We start from the raw sequence: 21,137 nt of genomic DNA on the forward strand, positions 1-21,137 counted from the left end.
GGCTGCTATAACCTGCAAACTAGCCTACCTTTACCCCGTGATGAGTCGCTCCACCGCGGCGCCGGGGCTTTAAGCCGGCGACGAGGAAAGTCCGGGCAACGCAGAGCACCCTGCTTCCTAACGGGAAGGATGGGCCGCAAGGCTCAGACAGCCAGTGCCACAGAAAATAACCGCCCGGCGGTATAGTTGTCAGTTGTCCGTTGTTGGTTGTTAGTTTGTTCTAACGCACTGACAACGGAGAACTAAAAACTGACAACTAACTGCCAGGTAAGGGTGAAAAGGTGCGGTAAGAGCGCACCAGCGGCTGGGTGACCACGCCGGCTGGGTAAACCTCAGGGGTTGAAAGACCAAATAAGCGGGTACGCCGGTGGGCAACCACCGGCACCGGGCGGCTCGTCCGGCATCCGTGGGTAGGTTGATGGAGCCTTTCCGCGAGGACTGGCCTAGATAAATGGTGGAGGCGCGGCCCCTTGGGGCAGCGTACAAAACCCGGCTTACAGACTCATCACCCGTCTTTGGCAGCCGCCGCAGCTTTCGGGCTGGGGCGGCTGATTGGCGTTCGGGAGTGGCCGACCCGCGGCCTCCGAGCCTTCCCGCAATTGTGGAAGTGCCCGCAACAAGTCCCCCCAGCTCTCCCACATTCGCGGGAAGACACGTAGGAAGTCCCCCGGCTCTCCCACATTCGCGGGAAGGTCGGGGGGACTTTCTACCGGCACTACATCATTCGTGGGAAGGCCGGGGGGAACTCCTACCGACGCTTCCACATTCGCGGGAGTGCTCGTGGGAGTTCCCCCCGGCATTCCCACATTCGCGGCAGCCCGGGTACAACTACCCGGCGCACATCTATTGTCGGCGCGTTTTCGTTACTTCGCCATCCCCATTCCGTCTTTCCCGCATCTATGCCCCGCATTCTCATAATCGACGACGAAAAAGCCATCCGCAACACGCTGAAGGAGATTCTCGAGTACGAAAGCTACACCGTCGACCAGGCCGAGGACGGCCCCTCGGGCCTCGACCTGATGATCAAGAACAAGTACGACGTAGTGCTCTGCGACATCAAGATGCCCAAGATGGACGGCCTCGAGGTGCTCGAGCGCGCTCAGCTGGCCTCCCCCGACTCGGCCTTTATCATGGTATCGGCCCACGGCAACATCGAAACGGCCGTGGATGCCACCAAGAAGGGCGCGTTCGACTTTATCCAGAAGCCGCCGGACCTGAACCGCCTGCTCGTGACCGTGCGCAACGCCCTGGACCGCACCAAGCTGGTGACCGAAACCAAGACCCTCAAAAAGAAGATTGCCAAAAGCTCCGAGATGATCGGGGCCTCGGCTGAGCTCGAGCAGGTGCGCAAGCAGATTGCCAAGGTGGCCCCCACCGACGCCCGCGTGCTTATCACCGGCCCCAACGGGGCGGGCAAGGAGATGGTCGCGCGCCAGCTGCACGAGCTCAGCAACCGCAACAACGGGCCGATGATTGAAGTTAACTGCGCCGCCAGTCCCTCGGAGCTGATTGAGAGTGAGCTGTTCGGGCACGAGAAGGGCTCGTTCACCTCGGCCGTGAAGCAGCGCATCGGCAAGTTTGAGCAGGCCGACGGCGGCACGCTGTTTCTGGACGAAATTGGCGACATGAGCCTCTCGGCCCAGGCCAAGGTGCTGCGGGCATTGCAGGAAAGCAAAATCACCCGGGTAGGCGGCGAGAAGGAAATTTCGGTGAACGTGCGCGTCATTGCCGCCACCAACAAGGATTTGCAGCAGGAAATTGCCGAGCGCAACTTCCGCGAGGACCTCTACCACCGCCTTTCGGTCATCCTGATCAAGGTGCCCGCCCTCAACGACCGGCGCGACGACATTCCCGACCTGGTGCAGCGCTTCCTGGCTGACATTGCCCGCGACTACGGCGACAAGCCCAAAACCATCGACGCCAAGGCCCTGGACTACCTCAAAAGCCTGGACTGGCGCGGCAACATCCGCGAGTTGCGCAACGTGGTGGAACGCCTCATCATCATGAGCGAGGACACCATCACCGAAGCCGACGCCAAAGCCTACGCGGGGAAGTAGGGGCTCTGCCGCCACATCACTCCGCCGTAACACCTCGCCTGTCATCCTGAATGGAGCGCAGCGGAATAAAGGACCTTGTCACACCTGAACGAGTCGTTTGTACGATTATCATTCAGATGTGATAAGGTCCTTCGCTTTGCTCAGGATGACAGACGTAGTTTTCAGGTCATACAGCATATCTATTGCTACGCCATCTGATTGCAGCCGCGCACGTCGGAGTTGTCCATGCGGCGTAGTGGCTAGCTTGAAACGTACCTATCGTAAAAGGCCCTGGTTCCCTTCGCGTCAAGCCTGCCCACAATGACGTGGTCGGAGCTTTTTGACAACTCGATTCCCGGCCGCAGGCAATAATGCTCCCTTGCCCCAATGGGCAGGTCGTCATCAGCCACCTTTTCCTGATCAAGCTCCGCAATTTCCAATAGAAGCTTAGCAAGGGATTTCAGCCCTTCAGGGTTTCCGTGAATTAATATTTCGCTCCCCTTTTCTCCGTCTTCGTCGTTATGAGCAACGAATACATCTAGAACCCCTTTTATCTCGCGCCCTTTTATCTGCTTGTATTTCATTGCTATTCCTGAGTAGCGAGTTAACTATACCATCTGATTGCACCCGCGCACGTCGGAATTATCCATGCGGCCCAGTACTTCAAATGAGCCATCCTCGTGCATGCGGGCCAGGTCCTTGGTTTCGAGGAAGGCACAGGAGTCCACGTTGGCCAGGTCGATGACGTTGATGGCGCCGTCGGGGCGGTAGCGGGCCACCGAAAACGGGTCGGCGGGGTCGCGCAGCAATACGCGCAGCGGGGCCGGGCAGTGGAAGCGGCCGTCGCCGCGGCTGTAGGCCTGGCTCAGCAGCTCGGTCATGCCGTACTCGGAATGAATGCCGGCGGGGCCAAACGCCTGCTGCAGCTCGGCGTGCAGCTCTTCCCGAATCATCTCGCGGCGGCGGCCCTTCATGCCCCCGGTTTCGAGCACCGTCAGGTTTTGCAGCTCGGGCGCGGGACCGTATTCCGCCGCCAGATCGAGCAGGGCGTACGAGACGCCGATGAGCATTACCTGCCGGCCCGGCTCCTGCTTAGCTTCGGCCAGGGCTTGGAGCAAGGCGGCGTGGTCGCGCAGGAAAAACGCGGGCTGCTGCTGCCCGGACTCCTGGGCGAAATGGTCGACCATAGCCACCAGGGACGAGTTGCCCTGCTCCAGGTACGAGGGCAGCAGGGCCAGAAACGTGTAGCCGGTGAGCGGACCGTAGAGGCTCTCGAAAATGCGGGCGGCGTTGCGGCGGTACAGCTGCGGGTCGCGCACGAGGTGGCGGCTGCGCTGCTGCAGGGTGGTGCCGCTGCTCAGAAACAGCTCCCGCGGCTCCCAGCTTTCGGGCTCGGTGCGCACCTCGTGGGTTTTGAAAAACTCGATGGGCAGAAACGGAATGTCCTCCAGGCGCTGCACGGCCTCGGGGCAGCGGCCCAGGGCCTCCAGCCACTGCCGGTAGGGCGGGCAGTGCGCGGCCTGGTGCCGGAACAGCTGGAGCGTCAGCTCGTCGAAAGTGGCGTTGCTGACGGCGGGAAAGGCGTTGAGGTAGGTGGCGCGGAAACTCATTCGGGGGCGGCGGGGTTAGCGAAGTGATATAACAAACCCAGCGGCACTTCGTTGAGAAGTTGTACCTTCCAGCGCCGGATTTGGCCGTTGTTGTCGACCCGTTTTTCTGCTTGCTATGACCATGTTTCGTACTCTACTACGTTCACTGCTTGGGCTTTCGGCCGTGGCCGTCAGCTCCTGCATCAGCCCGCCCGATTTTCCGAGCACGCCGAGCATCGAGTTTAAGGAGCTGAAGGTAACCCGCATCGTGGACCCAAACCCCAACATCACGCCCGTCGACAACGTGGTGGTAACCGTCAGCTTCAAGGATGGCGAAGGCGACCTGGGGCTGAACGAGTCGGACAAGGTCGACGGCGGCCCCTACTCCTACAAGCTGGCCGACGGCACGCTCAACCGCAACTACTACAACTATTTCATTACCATCTACCGGCAAAACAGCCAGGGCGGCTTCGACCCCGTGCCGCTCGTGGACCCCCGGTTTCCCTACGATTCCACTTTCCCGCCCCTCGACCCGCAGGGCGGCAAAGCGGCCCCGCTGAAAGGCGACCTGAACTTCACCACCAAGATTAAGATTGACACGAATACCCCGATTAAGTCCGGGGAAACCATCCGCTTCGAGGTCAGCATCATGGACCGGGCCCTGCACGAAAGCAACAAGGTGGTCACGTCCACTTACCGGGTGCAGTAACCCACTCCCCTACTCATAAAAAAAGCCCGGCCGGAATTCCCGCCGGGCTTTTCTTATGGCTGTCGTTGGCTAATAGATGGACGGGAAGCGCTTGGGCTCGGCTTCGCTCATGAGCTCGTACACGGCGTCGAACACGTCCTCGGCGTTGGGTTTGCTGAAGTAGTCGCCATCGGAGCCGTAGGGCGGGCGGTGGGGCTGGGCGGCCAGGCAGCGGGGCTGGGAGTCCAGGAACCGGTAAGCCTGCTGCTCGTCGAGCACCTGCTGGAGCATGTAAGCCGTGGCACCGCCGGGTACGTCCTCGTCGGCGAAGAGTACGCGGTTGGTTTTGCGCAGGCTGTCGGCAATGATGTGGTCGACGTCGAAGGGCAGCAGGCTCTGCACGTCGATTACCTCGGCCGAAATACCCACTTCGGCCAGCTGTTTGGCGGCGTCCATCACAATCCGGCACATCGAGCCGTAGGTCACGATGGTGATGTCGGTGCCTTTCTGCAGGGTTTCGGGCACGCCCAGCGGTACCGTGAACTCACCCACGTTCTGCGGAATGCGCTCCTTGAGGCGGTAGCCGTTCAGGCACTCAATCACCAGCGCCGGCTCGTCGGAGCGCAGCAGCGTGTTGTAGAAGCCGGCGGCCTGGGTCATGTCGCGGGGCACGAGCACGTGCATGCCGCGGATGCTGCTCAGAATCATGCCGATGGGCGAGCCGGAGTGCCATACGCCCTCGAGCCGGTGCCCGCGGGTGCGCACAATCAACGGGGCCTTCTGCCCGCCCTTGGTGCGGTACTGCAGGCAGGCCACGTCGTCGCTCAGAATCTGAATGGCGTAGAGTAGGTAGTCGAGGTACTGGATTTCGGTGATGGGCCGCAGACCGCGCAGAGCGGCGCCGATGCCCTGGCCGATGATGGTGCACTCCCGGATGCCGGTATCGGTCACGCGCAGCTCGCCGAACTTGTCCTGCAGGCCGGCAAAGGCCTGGTTCACGTCGCCGATTTTGCCCACGTCCTCGCCGATGGCGAAGATGGCCGGGTCGCGGCGGAAGTTGGCCTCGAAGCAGGCCTGCAGCACCTCGCGGCCGTCCACGGTGGGCGAGTCGGCAGTGAACTCCGCCTTTACTTCCTCGATGTTGAGAGCGGCCTGCTCACTCTGGCTGTAGAGGTAGGAGTTGTAGCGGTCGGCATTTTCGGCCAGTAGCTGTTCCAAATGGTCTTTCAGGTCCTGGCGGGCGGCGCTGCGGCGGTTGGCGCGTACCAGGCGCAGGGCCCGGCGCACGGTCCGCACAATGTCGGCGCGGATGGGCGTGGGGTTGTGGCGCAGCTGCTCTACCATGTCGTGCAGGCTGTTTTCTTCCCCCGTTTCGGCGACGAGTTTATCGAGCAACGCCAAGGCTTCGTCGCGCTCCTGCTTGATGGGATTGAAGAAAGCGTCCCAGGCGGCCACGCGGGCCTTTTTCACAACATCCTTGGCGTCGTTTTCAATCTGCGTGAGCTCGTCTTCCGAGGCGTGGCCCTCGGCCAGCAGCCACTCGCGCATCTTGCGCAGGCAGTCGTGCTCCTCTTCCCAGCCCAGGCGGTCCTTGCTCTTGTAGCGCTCGTGGGAGCCGGAGGTGGAGTGGCCCTGGGGTTGGGTGACTTCCGTGACGTGAATCAGCACCGGCACGTGCTCGCGGCGGCACACCTCGGCGGCGCGCAGGTAGGTGTCGACCAGGGCGGCGTAGTCCCAGCCCTTTACGACAAAAATCTCGAAGCCCTGCTCGCCCGGCGCGTTGCGCTGGAAGCCGGCCAGGATTTCGCTGATGCTCTGCTTGGTGGTCTGGTACTCGGCGGGCACCGAAATGCCGTAGTGGTCGTCCCAGACGCTGACCAGCATCGGAATCTGCAGCACGCCGGCGGCATTGATGGCCTCGAAGAACATGCCCTCGGAGGTGCTGGCGTTGCCGATGGTGCCGAAGGCCACCTCGTTGCCGTTGACCGAGAACTGGGTCAGCTCGTGCAGCTCGGGGTTTTGGCGGTACAGCTTGGAAGCGTACGCCAGGCCCACCAGGCGCGGCATCTGGGCCGCCGTCGGCGAGACGTCGGCGGAGGAGTTTTTCAGTTCCGCCAAGTTTTTGAAGTTGCCATCCTCGTCGAGCAGGCGGGTGGCGAAGTGGCCGTTCATGGCGCGGCCGGCGGTGGCGGGCTCGGCCTCGGCGTCGGGGTGGGCGTAGAGCTGGGCAAAGTACTGCTGCCAGGTCAGCTCCCCGGCGGCCACCATGAAGGTCTGGTCGCGGTAGTAGCCGGAGCGGAAGTCGCCGGGCTGGAAGGCGCGGGCCATGGCCAGCTGGGGCAGTTCCTTGCCGTCGCCGAAGATGCCGAACTTGGCCTTGCCCATGAATACTTCCTTGCGCCCCGCGAGCGAGGCCTGCCGGCTTTCCCAGCCCAGGCGGTAGTCGTGGAGCAGATCTTCTTTGCTAAGGGCAGCGGCAGCGGCTACGAGAGGTTCAGCAGTGGGCATAAGACGAATGGGCGGGGATTTTATCGGCGGAAAGGACTCAGACAACGGGCCGGCTCGGAAAGCAGGCGCACAAAAGTACGGATTTGGCTGCGACACTCAACGAAACGCCCATCCGGGGGCTGGTACGAATCAGGCGGGTTTTTGTCTATCTTTGAAGGGCGGGCCCTGGTTGGCCGCGCGCTACCCTACTACTACCGTCGTTTGACTCGTATGAAAAACCTTGCCTCTCTGCTGCTGGGCCTCGTGCTGCTAGTGGCTCACCTGGGCGCCCGGGCCCAGGGCGTGATGACGTTTGAGAAAGACAACTTCGACTTCGGCAACGTGGCCGAGGGCACCATGGCCACCCACGAGTTCAAGTTCAAGAACACCGGCACCCAGCCCATCCTCATTGCCAACGTGCAGGCCAGCTGCGGCTGCACCACCCCCGACTGGACCAAGACGCCCGTGCTGCCCGGCAAGTACGGCATGGTAAAGGCCATGTACAGCAGCGCCGGCCGCCCCGGCGTATTCAACAAAACCGTGACCGTGACCAGCAACGCGGCCACGCCCAGCACCGTGCTCAGCATCAAGGGCAACGTGCTCAACAAGGCCGAAGTGAAAGCCACGCTCACCCCGGCTCAGCTGGCTTTGTCGCCGCGCCTGACCCTGGACCGCACCAGCCACGACTTCGGCAAGATGGAATCCGGGCAGCAGCCGGTGGCCCGCTTCACGGTGAAAAACACCGGCAAGCAGGACCTGGTGCTGGAGCAGCTTTCCTCGGCCTGCAACTGCGTGGGCTACAAGAACACGCCCGCGCCCATCAAGCCCGGGCAGAGCGGCACCATCGAGCTGATCTACGGGCAGCGCCAGATCGGGCAGATGTCGGACGCGGTGATTATCAGCTCCAACGACCTGACCGGCGACGCCAAGCTCACGCTCAAAGCCAACGTGGTGCGCGACCTGAACGGGACGAGCATGATGAAGGAAAGCGGCGTAGCCGTGCCGTTTAAGTAAGCCCTGCTCGGGCGCGGCTGCGCCCTACCTACTCTCACCCAAGCCCCGCCACTCGTCCGTGTCGGGGCTTGGGGCTTATTGGCGGCCGACCTTGCGGCTCCACCCCCGAATTACGTACGGCTCGGGCCGCGGGTAAAACCAGCGGCATTGCCTATCTTTGCGGCCGTTTTCCGCCTAGTATCTCCCACCTCACTCCTTTAGTTTCTGCCATGATTATTGGTGTTCCAAAAGAAATCAAAAACAACGAAAACCGCGTAGGTTTGACCCCCGCCGGGGTGGCTGAACTCCGCAAGCACGGCCACGAGCTGTACGTACAGGCCACGGCTGGTCTGGGCAGCGGCTTCCAGGACGCCGAATACGAGCAGGCCGGTGCCACCGTGCTGCCCACCATCGAGGACGTGTACGCCAAGGCGGAAATGATTGTGAAGGTGAAGGAGCCCATTGCTTCGGAGTACCCGCTCATCAAGGAAGGCCAGCTGCTGTTCACCTACTTCCACTTCGCCAGCGGCGAGGAGCTCACCCACGCCATGATTGAGCGCAAGGCCATCTGCCTGGCCTACGAAACCGTGGAGCTGCCCTCGCGCGCCCTGCCCCTGCTCATTCCCATGAGCGAAGTGGCCGGCCGCATGGCTCCCCAAGAAGGCGCCAAGTACTTGGAGAAACCCCTGAAGGGCCGCGGCATTCTGCTCGGCGGCGTACCCGGCGTGAAGCCCGCCGAAGTGCTGGTGCTGGGCGCCGGCATCGTGGGCACTCAGGCGGCCAAAATTGCTGCCGGCCTCGGTGCCCAGGTGACCGTGATGGACATCAACCTGAACCGTCTGCGCGAGCTCGACGACTTCATGCCGAAGAACGTGGTGACGCAATACTCGAACGAGTACAACATCCGCGCGGCCATCAAAACGGCCGACCTGATCATCGGCGCCGTGCTGATTCCGGGCGCCAAGGCTCCCCACCTCATCACCCGCGACATGCTCAAGACCATGAAGGCCGGCACCGTGCTGGTCGACGTGGCCGTGGATCAGGGCGGCTGCATCGAAACCTGCAAGCCCACGACCCACGAAGACCCGACCTTCATCATCGACGACATCGTGCACTACTGCGTGGCCAACATGCCGGGCGCCGTCCCCTACACCAGCACCCTGGCCCTGACCAACGCCACGCTGCCCTACGCCGTGAAGCTGGCCAACCTGGGCTGGCAGAAAGCCTGCCAGCAGGACGCCGCCCTGCGCCTGGGCCTGAACGTGGTCAGCGGAGAAGTCGTGTACCAGGGCGTTGCCGAAGCCTGGAACCTGCCGCTGGTCGACGTGAGCACCGTGCTGGAAGGCGCTGAAGTCAACTAGACTCGCCCCCTGAGAAGTAGAAATTGGGCGTTCTGAGGGCCGTAGAGCCGTCGGAACGCTCAATTTTTTACTTTAGATTTCACCCTGTTTCGCCGCCGGCTCCCGACGACTTGCCTGCCCTTCGCCGGAAAAGTCAGTTCCCAGTTCCTACCTCCTTAATTACCAGTTGATTTGAAGGGTATTATTTTCACGGGTCGGCCCATTGCCGACGCCCAGACCTTCGCCCTGCTGCCCGCCTACCTGCAGGATTTTCTGCGGGCCCAAAACGGCGTGGTGGCTTACTTCGGCGGGCTTCACATCCGGGGCTGCTGCCCCACCCCGGCCTGGCACAGCCTCGGCGCCGCCTGGAACGGAGAATTCGCCTTCTGGAAGCTCTACGAATCGGTGCAGCCCACCGACATTCCCTTCGCCCAGGACTGCGTGGGCAACCAGTTTCTGCTCCGCGGCGACGCCGTGCTGTTTCTGGACACTGAAACCGGTGAAATTGCCGACCTCGAGGTGGACTTCAAGCACTTTTTGTTCGGGGTTGAGAAGTTTCCGCTCGACGCGCTGGGTATGGAGCCTCTGCGCCGCTTCCAGCAGCTGGGCGGCAAGCTCGAGCCCGGCCAACTGCTGAGCATCTACCCGCCCGTGTGCATCCAGTCGACAACCGAAGCACGCCAGCTCAAGCCGTTGCCGGTCCTGGAGCGCCTTACCTACCTCGGCGACCTGTACGCCCAGATCAAGGGACTGGCCGACGGGCAGCGCGTCCACTTCAGCCCCAAAGCGTCGCGTTAGCTTTTTGCCGTTCATGCCCTCCCCCGCTCTGCGTTTGCTGCTCCGGCGCCTGGCCCTGCTGATGGGCGCGTACGCGCTGCTGCGCCTGGGTTTTTACCTGACCAACTACGCCGCTTTTCGCGAAGCCACGGCGGGGCAGGTGCTGCTGGCTTTCTGGCACGGGGGCCGCTTCGACGCGGCAGCGCTGCTGCTGCTGAACGTCCCGTTTATCCTGTTTTCGCTCGTGCCGGCGGCGGGCCGGGGCTGGCAGAAGTTGTTGCGGGCCCTGTACCTGCTGCTCAATGCGCCGGGGCTGGCCCTGAACCTGATTGACACCCAGTACTTCAAGTTTATTGGCCGGCGCACCAGCAACGAGCTGTTCACCATCACGGCCGACATTGAGCGCCAGGCCGGGCAACTGGCCGGGCAGTACTGGTTTCTGTTCGTGCCGTTCCTGCTTTTGCTCGGGCTGCTGTGGTATTTCTACCCCTTGGGTACCGAAGCCGGGACTGCGCCGGTTCCCCGCCGGTCGGTGGCCCGGCAGCTGCTCGAATTTGCGCTGGTAGCCGGCCTGACGGTGCTCGGCATCCGCGGGGGACTGCAGCTTAAGCCCTTGCGCACCGGCCACGCGTTTATGCAGACCCCGCCGGTGCTGGGCCACGTAGCGCTGAACAGCACATTTACCTTTCTCAAAAGCCTGGGCTACCAGCCCCTGGAACGGCGCGAATTCTTCGCCACGGCCGCCGAAGCCCGCGCCGCCGTGGCCGCCCGCCCGCCCGCGCCCCGGCCCGGCGCCCCCCGCGACAATGTGGTGGTGCTGCTGGTTGAGAGCTTTGCTTCCGAATACACGGGCATCGAAAACGGCGGGCCGGGCTACACCCCGTTCTTCGATTCACTGGCGACCAAGGGCCTGTTTTTCCGGGAGCACTACGCCAACGGCCGCCGCTCCATCGAGGCGCTGCCGGCGGTGCTGGCGGGCCTGCCCTCGTTGCTCGAAAGCCCCTTTATCACCTCTAATTTCCAGACCGACGAGTTGCACGGCCTCGGGGAGCTGCTAGGCCGGCAGGGTTACGCCACCTCGGTATTTCACGGCGCCCAAAATGGCACGATGGGCTTCAACACCTTCAGCGGCATTGCCGGCGTGCAGCAGTACTACGGCCTCAACGAGTACCCCGGCGCGGAGAAAAGCCCCGACTTCGATGGGCACTGGGGCATTGCCGACGAGCCCTACCTGCAGTATTTCGCCCACGAGCTCAGCAAGCAGAAGCAACCCTTCTTTTCCACGCTTTTCACCCTGACTTCCCACGAGCCCTTCCAGGTGCCGGCCCAGTACGAGGGCCGTTTTCCGACGGGCACGCTGCCCATCCACGGCGTTATCGGCTACACCGACTTCGCTCTGCGGCAGTTTTTTAAAACTGCCGCCCGCCAGCCTTGGTACAAGCACACGCTGTTTATCATTCTGGCCGACCACACTTCCCAGACCGACCGGCCCGGTTACCAGAACACGCTGGGCAGCTACAAAACGCCCCTGCTGCTGTTTCACCCCGGCCGCGCCCTGCCGCCCGCCGACGTGCACCGCATCACCCAGCAGGCCGACGTGCCGGCCACGATAGTGGACTATCTGGGCGTGCCCGCCGACCGGCAGCTGCTGCCCTTCGGTTACTCCGTGTTCGACGCCGGCACCACCGGCCGGGCCTTTTTCCTGAGTGGCAGCTCCCTGTTTCTGGTCCACCGCGACTTCGTGACCGAGCTGACCACCGACGACAAAGTCCGGCTGTATCCGTATCAGACCCACTTCCTGCCGGCCACGCCGCTCGACAACCCCGACCCGCAGAAAGTGCAGCAGTACGGCAACGAGCTCAAGGCCGCGGCCCAGCTCTTCACCGACGGCCTGCTCAACAACGCTTTTTACAAGTAGCCGCCGCGGCCGGGCCTAGTGCTCGTCCTGGAGCTGGGAGTGGATGGCCCGGATTTCCTCGCTGTCGATGGGCTTGTGAATCAGCCCGGCTACCAGGTCATACTCCCGGGATTTTTCCAGGTCGGACAGGGCCAGCGAGGAGGTGAGAATGTAGATGTGGCAGCGGCCCAGCAGCTCCTGCTCGTAGGGCGCCAGGGCATCCAGAAACTGCCAGCCGTTCATCATGGGCATGTTCAGGTCCAGAAACACGACCTCGGGCACGGCGGCGTTTTCCTTTTCCTTGACCAGCGTTTCCAGGGCCTCGCGGGCCGACTGGAAGGTGCAGATGGCATTGGAAAACCCTTCGGCGCGCAACAGCTGCTCGGTGAGGTAAATCCCGAGGTCGTCGTCATCAATCAGGTAGGTTTTCATGCCCATGTCGCCTAAAGTAGAGAATAAATTCGGTCCCCTGGTTTACTTCACTCCGCACGCTGACCTGACCATTCATGGCTTCGGTGTGCGCCTTGACCAGAAATAGCCCCATGCCCCGCCCCGGCCGGTCGGCGTGGAAGCGCCGGTAGAGCTGAAATACGTCGTCGCCGGCCCGGGCCTGGTCGAAGCCCGAACCATTGTCGCGGAAGCGGATAATGGTGCCGGAGTCCTCGGTGGAGGCTTCCACTTCTACGCGCAGGGGCCGTTCGGCGGCGCGGTACTTGAGGGAGTTGGCCAGCAGGTTGTCGAAAATGCTGTGAAAAAAGGCCCGGTTGCCCACGATGCGCAGCGCGGCGGGCACGTGGCTGACCACCTCGGCCCCGGCGGCCCGCAGCTCCGGCGCGCAGTGCTCCACCACCTGCTCCCACACCGCGGCCACGGCCACCTGCTCGGCATCGTCGACGTCCTGCTGGTCGTGAATGGCCAGAATTGTATTGACGTCGGTGAGCACGGCATCGAGGCGCAGCAGGCTGCTGTGCAGGTTTTTCAGGGAATCCGTGAACACCTGCGAGTCCTTGTCGATGCGGTTGAGCAGGTCGGTGAAGCCCAGGGCATTGGCCAGCGGGGCCCGCAGGTTGTGGGAGATGATGTAGGCGCACTGCTGCAGGTCGGAGTTTTGCTTGAGCAGGCGCTCGGCCAGCAGGTGCTGCTTTTCCTCCAGCTTTTTTCGCGCCGTAATGTCCTGCATGGCCCCGATCATGCGCACGGGCCGGCCCTGCTCGTCGCGCAGGATGTAGCCCCGGTCAAACACGTGGGCCCAGGAGCCGTCGGCGCGGTGAAACCGGTATTCTTCCTGCCAGAAGGTTTGGGTTGTCTCGTACGCCACCCGCCGCAGGCCCTGCACGGTGCGCACATAATCCGCCGGGTGCACCGACTCCGACCAGTGGCTGAAGGGCGCCGGGTTGTGCTTGAGGGCGTGGCCAAACAGGCTCTCAAAACCTTCGCCCCAATACAGCGTGTCGTGGGCCACGTTCCAGTCGTAGAGGGCGTCGGTGGTGGCCTTCAGCGCGTACTGAAACCGTTCGTTGCTGACGCGCAGCTCCTCCTCGCCTTTTTTGAGTTCGGTCAGATCGTGCACAATGCCCACGAGCTGCCCACAATGACCGGCCTCATCAAATACCGGCGTCACGCTCACCTGCCCCGTCACCTCGCCGGTCGGGTAGTGCGACACTTCCTCCCACACCACCCGCTGCCCGGTCGTAATGGCCTGGCCGTACTTGGTGAGCACCAAGCTCAGGGACGGCTCGGGGATAATGTCCTGCACGTAGCTGCCCACCACCTGCTCCATCGGCAGCCCGGTGGTGGCCTGAAACGCCTTATTGGCAAACAGAAACCGGTAGCGGCCGTCGCCTTCCACGTTCAGCACGAAGGTCACGTCGGCAATACTGTCGAAGATAACGGACAGGTGCCGCTCCCGCTCCATCAGCGCCTGGGTAACCGATGCTGACGGCTCCGCCACGCGGGCAAAGCCGTAGGCCCCGCCGATTCGGCCATCGGCGGTCAGTTGGGGCAGCAGCTGCCAGCTCAGCCGTCCAGCCTCGAAGGTGGCGGGCTGGCCGGCCAGGGCCTGCTCCAGGTGCCGCCGGGCCGGTTCCCGGTCGGCGGCGGCCAGGTGCTCCCACCAGGTGGTGTCCGTTACCTGCTCCGCGGACTGCCTCAGCAGCGCCGCCAGGCCGGGACTCACGCGCCGGAACTGCCCGGTGGCATCCACTTCAAACCCGGCCTCGGAGCGGTGCTCAAACAAGGCATTTCCCGACGTTGACTCTGGTGTTGTCATGGCTGCGGAAGTGAAAGTGAGAAGCCGGAGTCAGCCTGGAAACCAGGCACCTGCCGCCGCAAAGAACGGAAACCCGAGCCACTAATCTACGCCGTGCTTGCCGGGCTAGGCAAGGCCCGCGGCCCCCGGGTAGGGCGGTATGGCGCTGAGCCGCTCGTTGGTTCGGGCTGCGAAGTCCACGCGCCAGCAGTAGTGCTGCAGGCCGTTGGTGAGCAGCAGCAGCGGGGCCCCGATGGTTTGGTTGTAGGTGGCGGCCTGGTGGGCCACGGCCGCCGTGATGGGCACCGAGGGCGCCTTGCACTCCACCAGCAGCAGGGTGCGACCCGCGGCGTCGAAGGCGCACAGGTCGGTGCGTTTCTGGCGCTGGTTGTAGGCGTGGCCCCGCTCCAGACTCAGCAGGCCCTTCGGATAGCCCAGGTGGTCAATCAGGTAGTGCACCACGTGCTGGCGGACCCACTCCTCGGGGGTCAGCACGATATATTTGCGGCGCAGTATATCCCAGATCTGCGGATTTGGCCCCGATTGTGTAACTTTGTAGTTGAAAGGCGGCAGGTTCAGCTCTTGCATCACCTCCAAAGGTACGGCCCGGAGCCCCAGCTACCGCTTTTCTCCGGCACCGTCGTACCCAATAAGTTCGACGGTTTTTTTGTATCCGAAATAGTCCCCGTTTCTTCCCTCTCTCCCCTAACGACCAACACTCCCTTATGAAGACCAAAGCCGATATCGTCGAAAACTGGCTGCCCCGCTACACCGGCGTGCCCCTCAAGGAATTCGGGCAGTACATTCTGCTGACGAACTTTATCAACTACGTGACCATGTTTGCCGAGCAGTTCGGCGTCGAAATCCGCGGCATCGACAAGCCCATGCAGACGGCCACGGCCAACAACATCACCATCATCAACTTCGGCATGGGCTCCCCCATGGCGGCCACGGTAATGGACCTGCTGGGCGCCATCAAGCCCAAGGCGGCCCTGTTCTTGGGCAAGTGCGGGGGCCTGAAAAACAAAACCAAGCTCGGCGACCTGATTCTGCCCATCGCGGCCATCCGCGGCGAGGGTACCTCCGATGACTACCTGCCGGCCGAAATCCCTGCCCTGCCCTCGTTCCGTTTGCAGCGGGCCGTGAGCAGCATGATCAAGAAGCACGAGAAAGACTATTGGACCGGCACGGTATACACCACCAACCGCCGCGTGTGGGAGCACGACGAGAATTTCAAGGACTACCTGCGTCAGATCCGGGCCATGGCCGTGGACATGGAAACGGCCACGATTTTCACCGTGGGCTTCGTCAACGAGATTCCCCACGGCGCCCTGCTGCTGGTCAGCGACAACCCGATGACGCCCGAAGGCGTGAAAACGTCGGAGAGCGACAAGAAGGTAACGTCCGACTACGTCACGTCGCACCTGCAGATTGGCATCGACTCGCTGATTGAGCTCCAGAACTCCGGCGAATCGGTGAAGCACATGCGCTTCGAGTAAGCCGCCACCCGGCGCCAGACCGCTGCCCCGGTGCCGCTCTTGGGGGGGTGCCGGGGCAGTTTTGCGTCCGGGAGCAGCAGACTTGCGCAAGTCCTGCTTATTATTGGGCTTCCGACCTGACCACCTTATGAGCACTGCTACTCCCGTTTACCTCGACCTGGACTACCGCAACGAGGCCACGATACTGGTGGGCCGCTGGCGGCGCTCCGTGATGCCCTTCGAATTGCACCGCGGCTACGCGGCCGTGCTGGACCTGGCCGACGAGCGGCAGTGCCGCTACTGGCTGCTCGATGTGCGCCGCCGCTCCAGCGTGGATGCCGCCGACGTGTACTGGATGCTGGAGCAGTTTTATCCCCAGCTCCACCCCCGCCTGGGCCGCACCACCTACCTGGCCTTTCTGATGGAGCCCCACCAGCTGGCCGGCATGATGGCCGACGCGGCCATGCCCTCCCTCTCGTTCGACGACGGCCGCCCCTACCGCATCGAGCGGTTCACGGACGAAAAGCACGCCGAAGCCTGGCTGCGGGAGTGCCAGCGCCAGGATCAGGCGCTGAGCTGAAGGATGCGGGGGCAGCCGGGCGCGTTGCGTACCTTCGCCGCATGACTTCCCTTTTCCGCTCCCTGCCCCTGCTGGCGCTGCTCGGCTTTGTCGGCTGCCACAGCGCCTCCCGCCCGCCCGTCGACCTGCTCGTCTACAACGCCACGGTCTATACCGTCGACTCCACTTTCTCCACCGCCCAGGCCTTTGCCGTGCAGGACGGCAAGTTCGTGGCCGTGGGCACGGCCGACGAGCTGCGCAGCAAATACCAGGCGAAGCAGGAAGTCGATGCCCGGGGCCAGTTCATTTATCCCGGCTTCTACGACGCGCACTGCCACTTCTACCGCTACGCCCTGGGCCTGCGCGACGCTAACCTGGTCGGTACTACTTCGTGGGCGGAGGTCGTGCAGAAGCTGGAGCAGCACCGGCAGAAATTTCCCCGCGCCGCCTGGCTCACCGGCCGGGGCTGGGACCAGAACGACTGGGCCGACAAGCAATTTCCCACCAAGGCCAAGCTGGATGAGCTCTTTCCCGACGTGCCCGTCTTTCTGATCCGCGTGGACGGCCACGCGGCGCTGGTCAACCAGAAAGCCCTGGACCTGGCCGGCGTCACGGCCAGCACGCCCATCCAGGGCGGCACCATCACGCGGGATGCCCAAGGCCGGCTGACCGGCTTGCTGGTTGATAATGCCGTGCGCTTGGTGGGACCCAAAATTCCGGAGCCCACGCCGGCAGAAGCCGATGCCGCCCTGCTGCAGGCCCAGCAGCTGTGCTGGGCCGTGGGCCTGACCAGCCTCGCCGACGCCGGCCTCGACAAGCCCAACATCGACCGGATGGAAGCCCTGCAGGAAGCCGGCAAGCTCAAGCTGCGCCTCTACGCCATGCTCAACCCAACCAAGGCCAACAAGGATTTCTACTTCAAGCAGGGTCCCATTTTCCACGACCGGCTCACGATTAACTCCTTCAAGGTGTACGCCGACGGCGCCCTGGGCTCCCGCGGGGCTTGCTTAGTGCAGCCCTACGCCGACCGACCCAAGGAAACCGGCTTTTTACTCTCGACGGAGCAAGAATTTCGGCAGCTGGCCCACGACATTGCCGCCAAGGGCTTCCAGATGAACACCCACGCCATCGGCGACTCGGCCAACCGCATTATTCTGAACATCTACGGCGAGGCCCTGCAGGGGCAGAAAGACCGGCGCTGGCGCATTGAACACGCCCAGGTCGTCACGCCCGCCGACATGCCCAAGTTCGGGCAGTTCGGCATCGTGCCTTCGGTGCAGCCCACCCACGCCACCTCCGACATGTACTGGGCCGGGGAGCGGCTGGGCGCCGAGCGGCTGAAAACGGCCTACGCCTACCAGGAGCTGCGCCGGCAGTACGGGCAGGTGGCCCTGGGCTCCGACTTCCCGGTTGAGGACATCAACCCGCTGTTTGGCTTTCACTCGGCCGTGGCCCGGCAGGACGCCAAGAACTACCCCACCCCCGGCTTTCAGATGGAAAATGCCCTCAGCCGCCCCGACGCCCTGCGCGGCATGACCACCTGGGCTGCCCACGCCGCCTTCGAAGACAAGCAGAAAGGTCGTATCCAGCCCGGCATGGCCGCCGACTTCGTGGTACTTGATACCGACCTGCTGCAGGCGCCCAAGGAAAAGCTGCGCGGGGCCAAGGTCCAGCAAACCTGGATTGGGGGCGAGAAAGTGTTTGCCGCCCGCCCCTAAGGCACCGCTACCGGACGTTGATACGTCTGCCAGAAAGCCGCATTGTGGGGTTTCTGGGCAAAATTCAGCATCTCCGCGTAGTTGGTCCGGTCGTTTACAATGGCTTGGGGTGCGTTTTCGGTCCGGTCGTAAAAGTAGATGCTCACGCCCGACGTAAGGTCTACCCGCCCCGGCTTGGTGAGGTCCCGCCCCCGCTCCTGCCAGTACATGGCCGTTCTGCTGATAGAATAGGCGCCCCCCGCTGGCTTGTCGTAGTAGACGGTTTGCCGGATCGACTGCTCATCGTCCAGCACGTGGAAGGCCGTGGCCGCGGTGCCGCCCCGGGGGAAGTAGTTGCGCACGTGCGCGTTCCAGACGGCCGTGTCGCGCACCCACCGCAGCTCGCACTGCACCACCGCGTAGTCGGCGGCGTTGATGTAAACTTTGCCCGTAAACTCCCGCACCCCGGAAATGCCGGTCACGGCTTTGCTTTTGCGCTTGGCGGCAAAGTCGAGCACGTATACCTCCGCGCCCTGCTTAAGCTCAACCGCGGCCAGGGAAAACGTGAAGTGCTTCAGCTTGCTCTTTTCAAACAGCGGACTCACGCTCAACGCATCCATCTGGTTGATAATCCCGGTCGATTCTCCCAAAAAAAGGCCGCTGGTCAAGTCAGTGGCGGCTTTCTTGTTCCACTGCACCTGCTGGAGCATCGAGGCCGTGCGCTGGCGGTCTTGGTACCCCCCCGCGTTGTAGAGGCTGCTGACGTGCTCCACGTCCTGCACCAGGGTATCGAGGTTGGTGGCCACTGAGCGCCCGTACACCTTGGTTTGGTAATTCTGCCGGACGTAGTTGGCTCCAATCTGCTCGACGGCCCGCGTCATAATCCGGCGCGCATCAGGCTGCTGCGCCGCCACTCTCACCTCCGCCAGCGCGTACGTGGCGGGCTGCAGCCGCACCACCACCGGCTGGCTGCCCGTTACGGCCAGCTGCACTGGCTCGTAGCCCACGCACGACACTGCCAGCAGCAGTTTCTTGTCCATTGGCGGCACCTGGAGGGAGAAAACGCCTTTGGCATTGGCTACAGTGCCGATACCGGTGCCCACGAGTTGCACGCTGGCAAACAGCACGCCGGTGCCGGCAGGGTCCACCACCGTTCCGCTCAGGGTATACCCACTGCCCGCAACAATACGCTCCATTACCGGGCTCCCTTCCACGGGGGTGGGGACCGGTCGAACCGAAGGAGCTTGGGCCGCCGCTGGCACACCGGAGTAGGAAGCCGGCCTCGGCGCCGACGCTTTAACCTCGTGCGTAGGCGTGAGGGCGCCCACAAACAACATTCCGTCGAATACCTGCGCCCAGTCGCCGCTCACGGGCACGTATTCCGTCATGGCGTAAGACGTGGTGCGGGGGCCGCTGCCCGCCCGCGCCAGGTTGATAAAGCTGTAAGGCGTCGGCTGGGACGCCAGCCGGGCTTCGAGGCTGCCGGCGGGCGGCGCGGGCACGGCCAGGGAATCCGGCTGTTCCGCCGGGCGGTAATATCCTCCGGCTCCCGTCAGGGCCAGCGAATACACCCGGTGCGGGTAGTGGGTGCGGAAAGTTCCTGCCAGGGGCTGGTAGTGCCGCAGCTCTTCGTTGTCGAGGGCGGCGGGCCGGTTGGCAAAGTGGGCTGAAGCTCCCCAGCAGATTATTTTGGCCGTCGGGTGCTGCCGGGTGTAAAACAGCAGGTTGGCGGCCATTTGGGCGTCCCGTGGGTTGCTGTCCTGGGCGGTGAAGGTTTGGCGGGTTTTGGTGTTGGGCTTGCCCGTGCGGTAGTAGCGTCCCTGTTCGAGCAGACTGGCCAGGCACTGCACCCAGAACTCCGCCTCGGCGCGGCGCTTGGGCTCCTGCCGGGCAATGGTGCGCAGGTGGCCCGTGACCAGACTGCTGGCCAGGGAGTATTCGGGGTAGGAAACCACCGGCGACCAGCCGTAGCTCTCCGCCATAAAGGAAATTCCGGCCTCCAGCACGTCGTAGAGCTTCTCGTTGCCAATTGTAGGCCCCACAAATTGCTGCAGCTCATCAACCAGGTTGTCGGAGTAGCTACCGGCCCGGACCTGGGGGTCGAAGCCCGCCACGCGCAGCTTCTGCGTCTGAATCAGGCGCATGGTGGGCTCAAACTCGCGCGCCTGCGTCCAGACCGGAAACAGGCTCTGCTGCAGCGCCTGCCGCACATCTTGGCCCGCATCGATGACCTGCTGGGCTTTGTGCAGGGCGTAGAAGTCACTTTCGAAAGCCAGGGTGTTGAAGCCCATGCGCTGGTGCAAAAACCGAATCAGCCGGGCCTTGGCGATGAGCACATTGCCTTCGCCGTGGGTGGGCTCACCGAGAAAAACCACCCGCGAATCCCCGATTTCCTGCTGCAGAAACTCCAGGTCCCGGAAATCCTCATCGGCCGGGTCCAGGCTGCGCACCGGCTGCACGGCCCACGCGGGCGGCGCAGCTACGGACTGTGCCCAGGCCACGCGCCCACCACACAAACCAGCCATAAAAAGCATCCACCTACCTACAAAGTGCACTCCCGACATACAGACTCCTGCCTTTTAAATTTCATTTCTTACTTAAGCAGGCCAAAGAAAAGCAAAATAAATTCCGACATTGGAGCTTATAGCAACAGGCTATTGAATCAGAGTATACCTCCACCTAATCTTGTCTACGCTTTCGGACAAAATCAGAGCACTTCGCTTCGATGGGATGCCGTTGATATAGAATACATGAAAAAAATAACCACGAAGCTCACGCTCAACAAACACACCCTTGCCACGCTTGATCAGCAACAAATGGCCGCAGCTAAGGGCGGATTCTTCTATACATTATCCTGGGATGATGTTTGCAAAGTTTCCCAAAATCATACCGCTGGCAATCGAGCCGATTGCCTTGCCATGTTTGAGTAAGCTATACCTACCTTTTTTATGCACTTCAAAAGCCGATCTAAAACCCATTTATAATCTTGCCATCATTTTTATAAAACAACAGCGCAACAAATATCTATCTAACTTCCTAAGCACCACTTTCTATTATCCTCACCGGCATACACATTTCAACAAATATTCCTTTCGCCGCTACATAGCTTATAATCTACCGTAACTTATAGCAACGAGCTATTAATAGTTGTATTTTATGAATCATTCTTTCATTTATAGCCAAAAGCTATTGCGGTACGCATAGGGTGCTTCTACCTTGCTGCCACTTCGGACGAAGTCGGTGCAGTGGTGCACCGGCGGGGGGCCGAAGTAGCTACAGTATTATGAAAAAAGTAACCACCAAACTCGCGCTCAACAAGCAGACGCTGGCCTCGCTCGACCAGAAGCA

17 protein-coding genes and 1 other RNA gene are annotated in these 21,137 nt (G+C 62.5%); 11 read left to right on the forward strand and 7 right to left on the reverse strand.

Annotated elements, in window-relative coordinates:
• Positions 1-37: 37 nt before the first annotated feature.
• Together rnpB and EWM57_RS04660 are read left to right on the forward strand one after the other, a co-directional pair.
• Positions 38-513, forward strand: an RNA gene (gene rnpB / locus EWM57_RS04655) — RNase P RNA component class A.
• Positions 514-899: 386 nt separating this feature from the next.
• Entirely contained in the window at positions 900-2,057 is a 1,158-nt protein-coding gene (locus EWM57_RS04660) for a sigma-54-dependent transcriptional regulator (protein ID WP_129919970.1), read from the forward strand.
• A gap of 239 nt (positions 2,058-2,296) precedes the next feature.
• On the opposite strand, the gene EWM57_RS04665 is transcribed toward EWM57_RS04660, so the two are convergent.
• Together EWM57_RS04665 and EWM57_RS04670 are read right to left on the reverse strand one after the other, a co-directional pair.
• Complete coding sequence (locus EWM57_RS04665) at positions 2,297-2,620, reverse strand: Imm32 family immunity protein (RefSeq protein ID WP_129919971.1); 324 nt, start codon at positions 2,618-2,620, stop codon at positions 2,297-2,299.
• A gap of 24 nt (positions 2,621-2,644) precedes the next feature.
• Complete coding sequence (locus tag EWM57_RS04670; RefSeq protein ID WP_129919972.1) at positions 2,645-3,646, reverse strand: acyl-CoA synthetase family protein; 1,002 nt, start codon at positions 3,644-3,646, stop codon at positions 2,645-2,647.
• Between the two features lie 121 nt (positions 3,647-3,767).
• Between EWM57_RS04670 and EWM57_RS04675 the strand changes: the two genes are divergently transcribed.
• The gene (locus tag EWM57_RS04675) at positions 3,768-4,334 is read left to right on the forward strand and encodes a hypothetical protein (RefSeq protein WP_129919973.1); all 567 of its coding nucleotides are present in this window, start codon (positions 3,768-3,770) and stop codon (positions 4,332-4,334) included.
• A gap of 69 nt (positions 4,335-4,403) precedes the next feature.
• Here EWM57_RS04675 and EWM57_RS04680 read toward each other — a convergent pair whose 3' ends face one another.
• Positions 4,404-6,821, reverse strand: a complete 2,418-nt coding sequence (locus EWM57_RS04680; RefSeq protein WP_129919974.1) for an alpha-ketoacid dehydrogenase subunit alpha/beta — start codon at positions 6,819-6,821, stop codon at positions 4,404-4,406.
• 210 nt (positions 6,822-7,031) lie between these two features.
• Between EWM57_RS04680 and EWM57_RS04685 the strand changes: the two genes are divergently transcribed.
• From EWM57_RS04685 to EWM57_RS04700, 4 genes are all read left to right on the forward strand, one after another.
• Positions 7,032-7,814 (forward strand): DUF1573 domain-containing protein, encoded by a 783-nt coding sequence (locus EWM57_RS04685; RefSeq protein WP_129919975.1) that lies wholly within the window; start codon positions 7,032-7,034, stop codon positions 7,812-7,814.
• A 209-nt stretch (positions 7,815-8,023) separates the two neighbouring features.
• Positions 8,024-9,154: an alanine dehydrogenase gene (ald, locus tag EWM57_RS04690; protein ID WP_129919976.1), complete on the forward strand. Its 1,131-nt coding sequence runs from the start codon at positions 8,024-8,026 to the stop codon at positions 9,152-9,154.
• A 171-nt stretch (positions 9,155-9,325) separates the two neighbouring features.
• Positions 9,326-9,931 (forward strand): SMI1/KNR4 family protein, encoded by a 606-nt coding sequence (locus EWM57_RS04695; protein WP_129919977.1) that lies wholly within the window; start codon positions 9,326-9,328, stop codon positions 9,929-9,931.
• Between the two features lie 13 nt (positions 9,932-9,944).
• Positions 9,945-11,828, forward strand: coding sequence for an LTA synthase family protein (locus EWM57_RS04700; protein ID WP_129919978.1), 1,884 nt, complete (start codon positions 9,945-9,947; stop codon positions 11,826-11,828).
• A gap of 15 nt (positions 11,829-11,843) precedes the next feature.
• On the opposite strand, the gene EWM57_RS04705 is transcribed toward EWM57_RS04700, so the two are convergent.
• From EWM57_RS04705 to EWM57_RS04715, 3 genes are all read right to left on the reverse strand, one after another.
• Positions 11,844-12,239, reverse strand: coding sequence for a response regulator (locus EWM57_RS04705; RefSeq protein WP_165370413.1), 396 nt, complete (start codon positions 12,237-12,239; stop codon positions 11,844-11,846).
• Positions 12,220-14,076 carry a PAS domain-containing sensor histidine kinase gene (locus EWM57_RS04710; RefSeq protein ID WP_129919980.1) on the reverse strand — a complete coding sequence of 619 codons (1,857 nt, stop codon included), beginning with the start codon at positions 14,074-14,076 and terminating at the stop codon, positions 12,220-12,222. The genes EWM57_RS04705 and EWM57_RS04710 overlap by 20 nt, the downstream gene beginning before the upstream one ends.
• A 105-nt stretch (positions 14,077-14,181) precedes the next feature.
• Positions 14,182-14,643, reverse strand: a complete 462-nt coding sequence (locus EWM57_RS04715; protein WP_129919981.1) for a type I restriction enzyme HsdR N-terminal domain-containing protein — start codon at positions 14,641-14,643, stop codon at positions 14,182-14,184.
• Positions 14,644-14,780: 137 nt separating this feature from the next.
• On the opposite strand from EWM57_RS04715, the gene EWM57_RS04720 reads away from it, so the two are divergent.
• The 3 genes from EWM57_RS04720 (at position 14,781) to EWM57_RS04730 (ending at position 17,810) form a co-directional block, all read left to right on the forward strand.
• Positions 14,781-15,554: an AMP nucleosidase gene (locus EWM57_RS04720; RefSeq protein ID WP_129919982.1), complete on the forward strand. Its 774-nt coding sequence runs from the start codon at positions 14,781-14,783 to the stop codon at positions 15,552-15,554.
• A gap of 127 nt (positions 15,555-15,681) precedes the next feature.
• On the forward strand, positions 15,682-16,113 hold the full coding sequence (locus EWM57_RS04725) for a hypothetical protein (protein ID WP_129919983.1): 432 nt from the start codon (positions 15,682-15,684) through the stop codon (positions 16,111-16,113).
• A 41-nt stretch (positions 16,114-16,154) separates the two neighbouring features.
• A complete protein-coding gene (locus EWM57_RS04730; RefSeq protein WP_129919984.1) occupies positions 16,155-17,810 on the forward strand; it encodes an amidohydrolase in 1,656 nt (551 codons plus the stop codon).
• Here EWM57_RS04730 and EWM57_RS04735 read toward each other — a convergent pair.
• The gene (locus EWM57_RS04735; protein ID WP_165370414.1) at positions 17,807-20,314 is read right to left on the reverse strand and encodes an erythromycin esterase family protein; all 2,508 of its coding nucleotides are present in this window, start codon (positions 20,312-20,314) and stop codon (positions 17,807-17,809) included. The genes EWM57_RS04730 and EWM57_RS04735 overlap by 4 nt on opposite strands.
• A gap of 225 nt (positions 20,315-20,539) precedes the next feature.
• On the opposite strand from EWM57_RS04735, the gene EWM57_RS04740 reads away from it, so the two are divergent.
• Positions 20,540-20,719 carry a class I lanthipeptide gene (locus EWM57_RS04740; protein ID WP_129919986.1) on the forward strand — a complete coding sequence of 60 codons (180 nt, stop codon included), beginning with the start codon at positions 20,540-20,542 and terminating at the stop codon, positions 20,717-20,719.
• Positions 20,720-21,137 lie beyond the last annotated feature (418 nt).

The organism is Hymenobacter persicinus (genome assembly GCF_004167665.1).
In the GTDB taxonomy this organism is placed as follows: Bacteria; Bacteroidota; Bacteroidia; order Cytophagales; family Hymenobacteraceae; genus Hymenobacter; species Hymenobacter persicinus.